This is a genomic window from Pseudomonas sp. NPDC087342 (genome assembly GCF_044744265.1).
GTDB lineage: Bacteria > Pseudomonadota > Gammaproteobacteria > Pseudomonadales > Pseudomonadaceae > Aquipseudomonas > Aquipseudomonas nunensis.
In genome coordinates, this window is record NZ_JBIUXZ010000038.1 from 16,408 (window position 1) to 28,334 (window position 11,927).

General features: G+C 57.1%; 10 protein-coding genes and 1 pseudogene. 8 read left to right on the plus strand and 3 right to left on the minus strand.

Annotated elements, in window-relative coordinates:
* Positions 1-18: 18 nt before the first annotated feature.
* Positions 19-1,389, plus strand: a complete 1,371-nt coding sequence (gene mnmE / locus ACIOYV_RS32345; protein ID WP_401330444.1) for a tRNA uridine-5-carboxymethylaminomethyl(34) synthesis GTPase MnmE — start codon at positions 19-21, stop codon at positions 1,387-1,389.
* Between the two features lie 42 nt (positions 1,390-1,431).
* Here the strand turns inward: mnmE and ACIOYV_RS32350 are convergent, their stop codons facing one another.
* The 3 genes from ACIOYV_RS32350 to ACIOYV_RS32360 form a co-directional block, all read right to left on the minus strand.
* Positions 1,432-3,867 carry a TonB-dependent siderophore receptor gene (locus ACIOYV_RS32350; protein ID WP_401330447.1) on the minus strand — a complete coding sequence of 812 codons (2,436 nt, stop codon included), beginning with the start codon at positions 3,865-3,867 and terminating at the stop codon, positions 1,432-1,434.
* Positions 3,868-3,976: 109 nt separating this feature from the next.
* A complete protein-coding gene (locus ACIOYV_RS32355; RefSeq protein ID WP_401330450.1) occupies positions 3,977-4,924 on the minus strand; it encodes a FecR domain-containing protein in 948 nt (315 codons plus the stop codon).
* Positions 4,924-5,430, minus strand: coding sequence for a sigma-70 family RNA polymerase sigma factor (locus tag ACIOYV_RS32360; RefSeq protein WP_290027104.1), 507 nt, complete (start codon positions 5,428-5,430; stop codon positions 4,924-4,926). The genes ACIOYV_RS32355 and ACIOYV_RS32360 overlap by 1 nt, the downstream gene beginning before the upstream one ends.
* 592 nt (positions 5,431-6,022) lie before the next feature.
* On the opposite strand from ACIOYV_RS32360, the gene mnmG reads away from it, so the two are divergent.
* From mnmG to ACIOYV_RS32395, 7 genes and pseudogenes are all read left to right on the plus strand, one after another.
* Positions 6,023-7,921: a tRNA uridine-5-carboxymethylaminomethyl(34) synthesis enzyme MnmG gene (gene mnmG / locus ACIOYV_RS32365; protein WP_054048147.1), complete on the plus strand. Its 1,899-nt coding sequence runs from the start codon at positions 6,023-6,025 to the stop codon at positions 7,919-7,921.
* Complete coding sequence (rsmG, locus tag ACIOYV_RS32370) at positions 7,918-8,562, plus strand: 16S rRNA (guanine(527)-N(7))-methyltransferase RsmG (RefSeq protein WP_401330453.1); 645 nt, start codon at positions 7,918-7,920, stop codon at positions 8,560-8,562. The genes mnmG and rsmG overlap by 4 nt, the downstream gene beginning before the upstream one ends.
* Positions 8,563-8,580: 18 nt before the next feature.
* Positions 8,581-9,378: a ParA family protein gene (locus ACIOYV_RS32375; RefSeq protein ID WP_123515492.1), complete on the plus strand. Its 798-nt coding sequence runs from the start codon at positions 8,581-8,583 to the stop codon at positions 9,376-9,378.
* A 9-nt stretch (positions 9,379-9,387) separates the two neighbouring features.
* Entirely contained in the window at positions 9,388-10,260 is an 873-nt protein-coding gene (locus tag ACIOYV_RS32380) for a ParB/RepB/Spo0J family partition protein (protein ID WP_401330456.1), read from the plus strand.
* Between the two features lie 148 nt (positions 10,261-10,408).
* Positions 10,409-10,816 carry a F0F1 ATP synthase subunit I gene (locus tag ACIOYV_RS32385; protein WP_054048155.1) on the plus strand — a complete coding sequence of 136 codons (408 nt, stop codon included), beginning with the start codon at positions 10,409-10,411 and terminating at the stop codon, positions 10,814-10,816.
* Positions 10,817-10,832: 16 nt separating this feature from the next.
* The gene (gene atpB, locus ACIOYV_RS32390; RefSeq protein ID WP_163910536.1) at positions 10,833-11,702 is read left to right on the plus strand and encodes a F0F1 ATP synthase subunit A; all 870 of its coding nucleotides are present in this window, start codon (positions 10,833-10,835) and stop codon (positions 11,700-11,702) included.
* Positions 11,703-11,836: 134 nt separating this feature from the next.
* A pseudogene (locus ACIOYV_RS32395) lies at positions 11,837-11,927 on the plus strand (F0F1 ATP synthase subunit C); the annotation flags it as partial.

The window sequence follows — 11,927 nt, forward strand, 5'->3', positions numbered from 1 at the left end:
TTGTCTGGATACCGGTTTATGAGCGTTCCTCGTGAAACCATCGCTGCCGTCGCCACCGCTCAAGGTCGCGGCGGTGTGGGCATCGTCCGTATTTCCGGGCCGCTGGCGAATGCGGCGGCCAAAGCCATCAGCGGTCGCGATCTGAAACCGCGGTATGCCCATTACGGTCCGTTCCTCAGTGAAAACCAAGAGGTGCTGGACGAAGGCATCGCCCTGTATTTCCCGGGTCCGAACTCGTTCACCGGCGAAGATGTGTTGGAACTCCAGGGCCACGGTGGCCCGATCGTGCTGGATATGTTGCTCAAGCGTTGCCTGGAACTCGGTTGCCGACTGGCCCGGCCGGGTGAATTCAGCGAACGCGCCTTTCTCAACGACAAACTCGACCTGGCCCAGGCCGAGGCGATTGCCGATTTGATCGAGGCCAGTTCTGCACAGGCTGCGCGTAATGCCCTGCGTTCGTTGCAAGGTGCGTTTTCCCAGCGTGTGCATAACCTCACCGAGCAATTGATCGGCTTGCGTATCTACGTCGAGGCCGCCATCGACTTCCCGGAAGAAGAAATCGACTTCCTCGCCGATGGCCACGTGCTGAGCATGCTCGACAAAGTCCGCGACGAGTTATCCACAGTCCTGCGCGAAGCCGGGCAGGGTGCCTTGTTGCGCGATGGGATGAATGTGGTGATCGCCGGGCGACCGAATGCCGGCAAATCCAGTTTGTTGAATGCCTTGGCCGGTCGTGAAGCAGCGATCGTTACCGAGATCGCCGGCACCACCCGGGATATTCTTCGCGAACATATCCACATCGACGGCATGCCGTTGCACGTAGTCGATACCGCTGGCCTGCGTGATACCGATGACCAGGTTGAAAAAATTGGTGTCGAGCGCGCGTTGAAAGCCATCGGCGAAGCGGATCGGGTGTTATTGGTGGTGGACGCCACTGCACCGGAAGCCCTTGATCCGTTTGCCTTGTGGCCAGAATTCCTGGAAACCCGGCCAGATCCGGCCAAAGTCACGCTGATCCGCAACAAGGCAGACCTGACCGGTGAAGCGATTGCCCTGGAGGTCAGTGACGATGGCCATGTCACCATCAGCTTGAGTGCCAAGTCAGCGGGCGAGGGCCTGGAGTTGCTGCGCGAGCACCTGAAGACCTGCATGGGCTACGAGCAGACCTCGGAAAGCAGTTTCAGCGCACGCCGGCGCCACCTGGAAGCGTTGCGACATGCCAGTGCATCCCTCGAACACGGCCGAGCGCAGCTGACGCTCGCAGGTGCCGGTGAGCTATTGGCTGAGGATTTAAGGCAGGCGCAGCATTCTTTGGGCGAAATCACCGGTGCTTTCAGCTCCGATGACTTGCTGGGACGAATCTTTTCGAGCTTCTGTATCGGCAAATAACAAACAGGGCTGTGGGTAACTTATCCACAGCCCTGTTTATTTTTACCAGTTGTAAGAGACCGAACCTAACAACGTGCGGGTTTCACCCCAGTAGCAGCGACCCGCATCGTTACAACCAGACACGTATTCTTTGTCGAAGAGGTTCTTCGCATTGAGGTCGACGGTCCAGTTGCGGGCAATCTGATAGCCGATTGCGGCATCCACCAAGGTGACATCGCCGGCATCGAGCTTCCCGTAAAGGGTGGGCGATGTGTAGGCGAACGCGCTATCGAAGTAACGCACACCCCCACCGACATACAGGCCCTTGAGGCTGCTTTCCAGGAACCGGTATTTGGCCCAGACCGAAGCCTGGTTACGCGGCACGCCGGTCATTTGGTGATCCTTGACCAGGGACGTCGCCGAGTCCTTGGTAATCCGCGCATCGGTGTAGGTGTAGGCAGCGGTGACATTCAGGTTGGGTGTCAGATTGCTGTTGAGTTCCAGCTCCACACCTTTGGAGCGGCTTTCACCCACTTGGCGATAGCTCGCGGTAGTTGCGTCGAAGTAGGTGTCATCCTTTTTGCGCAAGTCGTAGACCGACGCGGTGAACGCCGTGTCCCAACCCACCGGTTCATATTTCAAACCCACTTCGTATTGGCTGCTGGTGATCGGGTCCAGCGGCGCTCCGGAATTGGAAATCTGCTGCACCGGAACAAACGCGGTGGAGTAGCTGACATACGGCGTCAGGCCGTTGTCGAACTGGTACATCACGCCGCCCTGATACGTGAACTTCTTGTCCTCGGAGCTGATGTTGCTGCCCCTGGCCACTTTGTCGCGGAAGTCACTGTCGACCCAATCCTGCCGACCACCCAACAGAAACAGCCAATGGTCGTACTTGCTCTGGATCTGGGCATAAGCGCCCTTCATCCGCTGTTCCAGCAAGGTATTTTGCACCGCGATCGGCGTTGTCGGATCACGCAGGTAAACCGGGTTGTAGATATCAATCGGTCCAACCACGCCGGCATCCCAGTCCTGATTGAAGGACGTTCGGTCGAAACTTCCGCCGAACAGCACCGTGTTTTCGAGGCCGCCGACCTGGAATTTGCCTTCCAGTTGGTTATCCAGCGAGTAAACCATCGACTTGTTGAAGCGATCGTAAGCCGTCACATTCAAGCGTGTGCCAAAACCGGCGTTGTTCAGATTGCCCGGCCAAGTTTCGTGGCGGGTGATGCGCGACTGCATGTAGCGCGAGTTTTGCCGGAACTGCCAGTCGTCGTTGAAGCTGTGGGTAAATTCATAACCCGTGCTCCAGGTTTCCCGCTCGAAGGTGTTCCAGTCCGGATCACCGAGCATGGTGTCCTTGGATAACTTGCCGTTGGGGTTGGTCAGCAAAGTACCGGCGGCGGGTAGGCCAAGTTCCATGTTGGTGTGGTCTTTCTGGTAGTTGGCCAACAGGGTCAGTGTGTTGAAGTCGTCGAAATTCAAGGTCAGCGACGGGGCGATATAAAGGCGATCGTCCGGCACGTGGTCAGTCTGGGTATCGGCGTTGCGGCCCAGCATGACGATCCGGCCCTGGATGTTGCCCTCGTCATTCAAAGGGCCGGAGACATCGACCCCCAGCTGACGCCGATTGTTGGAGCCATAACTCAGTTGCACTTCACCTTGGGGCGTTGCGGTAGGGCGTTTGCTCACCAGATTGACCAGGCCGCCAGGCGCGTTTTCGCCATACAGCAGCGAGGAGGGACCGCGGAAAATCTCGACGCGCTCCAACCCGTAAGGTTCGGTGCTGGTGTCATACCGATTGCCCTGAACACGCAGGCCATCGCGCAACAAGCCGTAGCCGTAATCGGTCGCGTTGAAACCGCGAATGAAGAACAGGTCACCGGCCAGGCTATCGCCAGCGGCGAAGGGTGGCGCGAAGATCCCCGGCACATAACCCAGCACATCGGTGAGGGTCTGGGACTTTTGATCTTTCATGCGCTGAGCGGTCACCACCGATACTGAACGAGGCGTTTCCGACAGCGGCGTGCTGGTTTTCGTACCGACCCGACTGTTCGCTGCCTTGTAGCCAACGTCGGCGGCGTAATCCAGGTTCATCTCATTTTGCTGCGAGCCCGTGATATTGGTCGGCCCGAGGACCAGCGAACCCGTCGCCGGTAAGGGTTGCAGAATATAACTGCCCGGCGCCTGGGGCACCGCCTGCAACCCTGAACCCTGCAGCAGCATCTCGAACCCTTGTTCGATGGAGTAGCTTCCGGCCAAGCCCTGGCTGCGCATTTGACCCGTCTGCTGTGGCGAGAACGACAGAATCACATTGGCTGCGGAGGCGAACTGGCTCAGCGCGTTATCCAACGGACCGGCAGCGATGGCGTAACGCTGCACGGCGCTGGCGGCGACAGCACTGCTGGTGGTCAACACGCCACTCGCGGCCGTGGTCATCAACAAACTGTAGGCAATGCAATGGTGGGAAAAGCGCAGTCGGAACGTAGGAAGTCGCATGAATGGGTAAGCCCTGAAGGTGGCAAAGAGCCGCGTTTATCGCGATTACCTGTAGGGCCGTGTCAGGACTGAAAAAGATAACCCTGATCCAGATTTATTTTCCCAAGTGTCAGGCAGTCTGACTGATCGAAACCCAGTAACGGGTGAAATACCGCACGCTGATCGGCAACGACGCTTGCAGGTTGGCGAGCACCGCGTCAGTCGAATCAAGGCGGAACGTGCCGGAAACCCGCAATCGTGCAGCCCGTTCATCACATTGCAGGATCCCGGATCGATAGCGCCCCAGTTCACGGATGACATCGCCCAGTGGTGCATCGAGCACGATCAACTGCCCGTTGATCCAGGCCGCTTCCGACAACTGATACGGATGAATCCTACCGAGACTGTCATTGCTGAAGTCCACGCCTTCACCCGCATTCAACACACGCGGGCTGCCTGGCTGATCGACGGGTTGGATGCTGACCCGATCTTCCAGCACGCCCACCCGGGTCGTTCCCGATTGCTGTTGCACTGAAAAACGTGTCCCCAGGGCTTGAACCCGGCCTTCGCGGGTATCGACAAAGAACGGGCGCGTGTCTCCAAGCTTTCCGGTGCGGATCAGGATTTCCCCTGAGCGCAAACGGATCAACCGTTGCTGGCCATCGAACAAGACATCGATGGCCGTGTTGGTGTTGAGATGAATCTGGCTACCGTCAGCGAGTTCGATTTTTCGCCGCTGGCCGACCTTGGTTGAATAATCGGCCCACACATTGCCCAGGGCTGTGTGCCGTTGCACATTCCAACCAACGTAGCCGGTGCCTGCGAGAATCAGCAAAAGCTTGAGCACTTGCCGGCGTTGCTGAGTAGAAGAGAGCGCCCGCCGCGTCAGGTCCCGGGGCATTGCGCCCAAGTGCCGTTGCAGTTGTTCCATCTGGTTCCAGGCAGCGAGGTGCGCAGGGTTGCTGTCGACCCAATGCTGCCAGGCTTGGCGTTGTGCCGGCGATGGCGGTTCGCTCTGGAACTGCACGTACCAACTGGCGGCCGCCTCGAAGACTTTACGATCAGGCGCGGCCGACATCAGAGGCCCGCCATGATCATGGAGCATTCCGTCAGGGCGCGGATCATGTGTTTCTTCACCGTTGTCAGCGAAACCTTCAACTCAAGTGCGATCTGTTGATAAGTCAGCCCGTCGATCTGCGACAGCATGAAAATCCTCTGCGCCCGGGCACCGAGACTGGCCAAGGCTTTATCCACAGCCACCAGGGTCTCGATGATCAGGGCTTTGTCTTCTTCACTAATGGCCGTCGCTTCGGGTCGCGCCGCCAGTGATTCGAGGTAGGCCACCTCTATGGCGTGCCGCCGATAGCGATCGATCACCAGACCCCGCGCCACGGTCGCCAGATAATCCCGCGGCTCGCGAATCTGTGCGGCATTACGCGAACCAAGAATGCGCACGAACGTATCGTGTGCCACATCGGCAGCATCGCAAGCGTCATGCAGTTTTCCCTTGAGCCATCCATACAACCAGGAATGGTGCTGCTCGTAGATGTGCTGAACGGCTGCCGTATGGGAGGGTAGGGACATAGGAGAAGGGGATAAGTTAATGATAATGGCTATTATTAGCTTCTGTTACGTCTTCTCACAATAGCCCTTGCCTACCAAGTATCGGCTCCTCGATAGGTCTTTTTTGAATCTGCTACGCGATGGCTTCTGGTCTTTCGCGAAATCTGGCTGCCTTCAATTCGATGAAATGCGGGTTTTCTGTGGATTAAGCCCTGTGAATAAGTGCCACTAAGGGCAGTTGATAACAGGGCCTGAAAACTGAAGATAAACCCATCTGTGGATAACCACCCCTTTCATCCACAGGCTTACACCGGTTATCCAAGGGTCTCGTTGGCACATGAACACAGGGTTTTGAATCTCTGTACATATTGAATATAAAGGCCTGTAGAGATCTATCCACAGAAATGGTGCTCAGTAGAAATAAACATAAAAACAGAGATTTAATAAATTTCTCTCTTTTTAATTTCTATAACCTCGACTTCTCCACAGCTGGTTAAATTTTGTGCAAAGGGTTCTTTAGGAAGGGCGAAGTCCCTATACTTGCCGACCAGGTCCAAAAACCTGTGGTCAACCTATTCCGGATTACCTAACTGAAGCAGGCACGAGGTGCGTGGTGGATTTCCCTTCCCGTTTTGAAGTGATCGTCATCGGCGGCGGTCATGCCGGTACCGAGGCAGCACTGGCGTCAGCACGTATGGGGGCAAAAACCCTGTTGCTGACGCATAACGTGGAAACCCTCGGTGCCATGAGTTGCAACCCTGCCATTGGCGGGATCGGCAAAAGCCACCTGGTCAAGGAAATCGATGCCCTCGGCGGCGCGATGGCCATGGCCACCGATAAGGGTGGTATCCAGTTTCGCGTGTTGAACAGCCGCAAAGGCCCGGCCGTGCGAGCGACTCGCGCTCAAGCCGATCGGGTTTTGTACAAGGCCGCTGTCCGCGAAGCCCTGGAAAACCAACCGAACCTGTGGATATTTCAACAAGCCGCTGATGATCTGATCGTCGAGCAGGAAACGGTGCGTGGTGTTGTCACCCAAATGGGTCTGCGTTTCTTCGCGGATTCCGTGGTGCTGACCACTGGCACCTTCCTCGGTGGACTTATCCACATCGGAATGCAGAATTATTCCGGCGGTCGCGCCGGTGATCCGCCATCGATTGCCCTGGCTCACCGTTTGCGTGAATTGCCACTGCGCGTTGGTCGCCTGAAAACCGGTACGCCGCCGCGTATCGACGGTCGTTCTGTGGATTTCTCGGTGATGACCGAGCAAGCAGGCGATACGCCGATCCCGGTGATGTCGTTCATGGGTTCCAAAGAGCAGCACCCGAAACAGGTCAGCTGCTGGATTACCCACACCAACGCCCGCACCCACGAAATCATTGCCGCGAACCTCGACCGTTCGCCGATGTATTCCGATGCAGGCTTGATCGAAGGCATCGGCCCGCGTTATTGCCCGTCGATCGAAGACAAGATTCACCGCTTTGCCGACAAGGAAAGCCATCAGGTCTTCATCGAACCGGAAGGTCTGACCACCCACGAGCTGTACCCGAACGGGATCTCCACATCCCTGCCGTTCGACGTGCAATTGCAGATCGTGCAATCGATTCGCGGCATGGAAAACGCGCACATCGTTCGCCCGGGCTACGCCATCGAATACGACTACTTCGATCCGCGTGACCTGAAGTACAGCCTGGAAACCAAAGTAATTGCCGGTCTGTTTTTCGCCGGACAAATCAACGGCACCACCGGTTACGAAGAAGCCGGTGCCCAGGGTTTGCTGGCCGGGGCCAATGCCGCACTGCGTGCACAGGGCAAAGACGCCTGGTGTCCGCGTCGCGACGAGGCGTACATCGGCGTGTTGGTTGACGACCTGATTACCTTGGGTACCCAGGAACCGTACCGGATGTTCACGTCCCGGGCCGAATACCGCCTGATCCTGCGCGAAGACAACGCTGATCTGCGCTTGACTGAAAAAGGTCGCGAACTCGGTTTGGTCGATGACGCGCGCTGGGCAGCCTTCTGCAAAAAACGCGAAAGCATCGATCTCGAAGAACAGCGCCTGAAAAGTACCTGGGTTCGCCCAGGCACCGAGCAGGGCGATGCGATCTCCGAAAAGTTCGGTACGCCGCTGACCCACGAATACAATTTGCTCAACCTCTTGAGCCGTCCGGAAATCGACTACGCTGGTCTGATCGCCGTGACTGGCGGTGGTGCAGAAGATCCACAGGTCGCCGAGCAGGTCGAAATCAAGACCAAATACGCCGGCTACATCGATCGCCAGCAAGATGAAATCGTTCGTCTGCGGGCCAGCGAAGATACAAAACTGCCTGTGGATATCGATTACACGAACATCTCCGGCCTCTCGAAAGAGATCCAGAGCAAGCTCGGTGCGACCCGTCCGGAAACCCTGGGCCAGGCGTCGCGCATCCCGGGCGTGACCCCGGCGGCGATTTCGCTGTTGATGATTCATTTGAAAAAACGCGGCGCGGGCCGTCAGTTGGAGCAAAGCGCTTGAGTTCGTTGGTCACCTCGCAACATGCAGAAGAGTTATCCACAGGTGCTCGCCAGCTCGGTGTCACACTGACAGAGACCCAGCACGCGTTGCTGCTGGGTTATCTGGCCCTGTTGATCAAATGGAACAAGGCCTACAACCTGACCGCCGTGCGCGATCCGGACGAAATGGTGTCCCGTCACCTGCTCGACAGTCTGAGCGTGATGTCATTTGTGGAAAACGGTCGCTGGCTGGACGTTGGCAGTGGCGGCGGCATGCCCGGTATCCCGTTGGCGATCCTGTTTCCGGACTCCCAAGTGACCTGCCTGGACAGCAACGGTAAGAAAACCCGCTTCCTGACCCAGGTCAAACTCGAACTCAAACTGGATAACCTGCAAGTTATCCACAGTCGCGTCGAAGCTTTCCAGCCAGAACTGCCGTTCAACGGGATCATCTCCCGGGCGTTCAGCAGCATGGAAAACTTCAGCAACTGGACTCGCCACCTTGGCGACCGCGATACACGTTGGCTGGCAATGAAGGGCGTTCATCCCGCCAATGAGCTGGTAGCATTGCCAGCAGACTTCCACCTCGATAGCGAACACGCCCTGGCCGTACCCGGTTGCCAAGGCCAACGCCATCTGCTGATACTGCGCCGCACGGCATGATTGGGAACACAAGCAAGAATGGCTAAGGTATTCGCGATAGCGAACCAAAAGGGTGGTGTGGGCAAGACCACCACCTGCATCAACCTCGCAGCTTCCCTGGTCGCTACCAAGCGTCGGGTGCTGTTGATCGATCTCGATCCACAGGGCAACGCCACCATGGGTAGCGGTGTGGATAAACATGGCCTGGAAAACTCGGTCTACGACCTGCTGATCGGCGAATGCGACCTGGCCCAGGCCATGCATTTCTCCGAACATGGTGGTTACCAGTTGTTGCCGGCCAACCGTGATTTGACGGCCGCCGAAGTGGTGTTGCTGGAAATGCAGATGAAGGAAAGTCGTCTGCGCAGCGCGTTGGCGCCAATCCGTGAAAACTACGATTACATTTTGATCGACTGCCCGCCGTCGTTGTCGATGCTGACACTGAACGCGTTGGTGGCGGCCGATGGGGTGATTATCCCCATGCAGTGCGAGTACTTCGCGCTGGAAGGTTTGAGCGACCTTGTGGATAACATCAAGCGCATCGCCGAACTGCTGAACCCGAACCTGAAAGTCGAAGGCCTGTTGCGGACCATGTACGACCCGCGCCTGAGCCTGATGAACGATGTCTCGGCGCAGCTCAAGGAACACTTCGGCGAGCAGCTCTACGACACCGTGATTCCGCGCAACATCCGCTTGGCCGAAGCGCCGAGCTATGGCATGCCGGCGCTGGCGTACGACAAAACATCGCGGGGCGCCATCGCTTATCTGGCATTGGCCGGCGAACTGGTTCGCCGTCAACGCAAAAACTCACGCACCGCCGCCGCTCAGGCAACTTAAGGAATCCCCATGGCCGTCAAGAAACGAGGTCTCGGACGTGGACTGGATGCACTGCTGAGTGGTCCGACTGTCAGCTCGCTCGAAGAGCAAGCGGTACAAGCCGATCAGCGTGAGTTGCAACACCTGCCCCTGGACCTGATCCAGCGCGGCAAGTATCAGCCGCGTCGGGACATGGATCCTCAGGCGCTCGAAGAACTGGCGATGTCGATCAAGGCCCAGGGCGTGATGCAGCCAATCGTGGTTCGCCCGATTGGTAATGGTCGCTTCGAAATCATCGCCGGTGAGCGCCGTTGGCGTGCCAGCCAGCAGGCTGGCCAGGAAACCATCCCGGCGATGGTGCGCGATGTGCCGGATGAAACCGCTATCGCCATGGCGCTGATCGAGAACATCCAGCGCGAAGACCTCAATCCGATCGAGGAAGCGGTAGCGCTGCAGCGTTTGCAGCAGGAATTCCAGCTGACTCAGCAACAAGTTGCAGAAGCAGTGGGCAAATCCCGGGTAACCGTGGCGAACCTGCTACGCTTGATCGCGTTGCCGGAAGTTATCAAAACCATGCTGTCCCACGGCGACCTGGAAATGGGTCATGCACGTGCTTTGCTGGGTTTGCCGGAGAATCAACAGGTTGAAGGGGCGCGACATGTTGTCGCACGTGGGCTGACCGTGCGCCAAACTGAGGCACTGGTTCGCCAGTGGCTGAGTGGTAAACCGGAGCCTGTGGAACCTGCAAAAACGGACCCGGATATTGCCCGTCTCGAGCAGCGCCTGGCCGAGCGCCTAGGCTCTGCGGTGCAGATTCGCCACGGAAAGAAGGGCAAAGGGCAGTTAGTGATTGGCTACAACTCTCTCGACGAGCTTCAAGGCGTGCTTGCTCACATCCGCTGAAACATTTCCTCATGTAGCGCGCAGTCGGAAATCACTACCTGACAGTTGAATAGGGGCTGAACCGCCCCTATACTCTGCGCGCATTTTGTCGGCACAAATTATGCCAAGTTATTGAATTCTGGCAGCCGACCATTGGGGAGTAAAAGTGATGGAAACACGCACGCCAAACCGCTTGCCGTTCCATCGCCTGGCAGTTTTTCCGGTGTTAATGGCTCAATTTATCGTTTTGCTCATTGCCGCTTTGGCGCTGTGGCAATGGTACGGAGTCGTTGCCGGGTACTCAGGACTCTGCGGAGGCCTGATAGCCTTGTTACCCAATGTTTATTTCGCTCACAGGGCATTTCGGTTTTCCGGCGCCCGAGCAGCTCAAGCCATCGTCCGGTCTTTTTATGCTGGCGAGGCGGGCAAATTAATTCTGACGGCAGTGCTCTTTGCATTGACGTTTGCAGGTGTGAAGCCATTGGCGCCGCTAGCTGTATTCGGCGTCTTCGTGTTGACCCAACTGGTCAGCTGGTTCGCGCCCCTGCTGATGAGAACAAGACTTTCGAGACCTTAGGGCGTTTGAGGCAACCATGGCAGAGACAACCGCTTCGGGCTATATCCAGCACCACTTGCAGAACCTGACTTTCGGTCAGCATCCTACCGGCGGCTGGGGCTTTGCCCACACCGCAGCAGAGGCCAAAGAAATGGGCTTCTGGGCTTTCCACGTCGATACCCTCGGCTGGTCGGTCGCGTTGGGTCTGATCTTCGTTCTGATTTTCCGCATGGCGGCAAAGAAGGCGACTTCCGGTCAACCAGGTGCTTTGCAGAACTTCGTTGAAGTATTGGTCGAATTCGTCGATGGCAGCGTGAAAGACAGCTTCCATGGTCGTAGCCCGGTGATTGCACCGCTGGCACTGACTATCTTCGTCTGGGTCTTCCTGATGAACGCCGTCGACCTGGTTCCGGTCGACTGGATTCCTCAGCTGGCCATCCTGATCACTGGCGATTCGCACATTCCATTCCGTGCCGTATCGACCACTGACCCGAACGCTACCCTGGGCATGGCCCTGTCGGTGTTCGCGTTGATCATTTTCTACAGCATCAAGGTCAAGGGCATCGGCGGCTTCATCGGCGAACTGACCCTGCACCCGTTCGGCAGCAAGAACATTTTCGTTCAGGCCCTGCTGATCCCGGTGAACTTCCTGCTGGAGTTCGTGACACTGATCGCCAAGCCAATTTCCCTGGCACTGCGTCTGTTCGGCAACATGTATGCCGGCGAGCTGGTCTTCATTCTGATCGCTGTGATGTTCGGCAGTGGTCTGCTCTGGCTTAGCGGCCTGGGCGTAGTTCTGCAGTGGGCGTGGGCTGTGTTCCACATCCTGATCATCACCCTGCAGGCGTTTATCTTCATGATGCTGACCATCGTTTACTTGTCGATGGCGCACGAAGAGAACCATTAAGACCAGTCTCGACTAGTCTGATGTCCCACTCGGTCAAACGAGTGGGTGCCCGAACAGGGCTTATGAAACGATTTGTTTTACCGCTTTAAAATCTAAAAAACCTAAACCATACGACGTAAAAGTCGGGAGGAAAGATGGAAACTGTAGTTGGTCTAACCGCTATCGCTGTTGCACTGTTGATCGGCCTGGGCGCACTGGGTACCGCAATTGGTTTCGGCCTGTTGG

Excerpts from the sequence above, each read along its gene's own strand:
- ACIOYV_RS32360 (WP_290027104.1), bottom strand. The coding sequence starts at position 5,430 with ATGTCCCTACCCTCCCATACGGCAGCCGTTCAGCACATCTACGAGCAG.
- ACIOYV_RS32350 (WP_401330447.1), bottom strand. The coding sequence starts at position 3,867 with ATGCGACTTCCTACGTTCCGACTGCGCTTTTCCCACCATTGCATTGCC.
- ACIOYV_RS32375 (WP_123515492.1), top strand. The coding sequence starts at position 8,581 with ATGGCTAAGGTATTCGCGATAGCGAACCAAAAGGGTGGTGTGGGCAAG.
- ACIOYV_RS32385 (WP_054048155.1), top strand. The coding sequence starts at position 10,409 with ATGGAAACACGCACGCCAAACCGCTTGCCGTTCCATCGCCTGGCAGTT.
- atpB (WP_163910536.1), top strand. The coding sequence starts at position 10,833 with ATGGCAGAGACAACCGCTTCGGGCTATATCCAGCACCACTTGCAGAAC.
- ACIOYV_RS32355 (WP_401330450.1), bottom strand. The coding sequence starts at position 4,924 with ATGTCGGCCGCGCCTGATCGTAAAGTCTTCGAGGCGGCCGCCAGTTGG.
- ACIOYV_RS32380 (WP_401330456.1), top strand. The coding sequence starts at position 9,388 with ATGGCCGTCAAGAAACGAGGTCTCGGACGTGGACTGGATGCACTGCTG.
- mnmE (WP_401330444.1), top strand. The coding sequence starts at position 19 with ATGAGCGTTCCTCGTGAAACCATCGCTGCCGTCGCCACCGCTCAAGGT.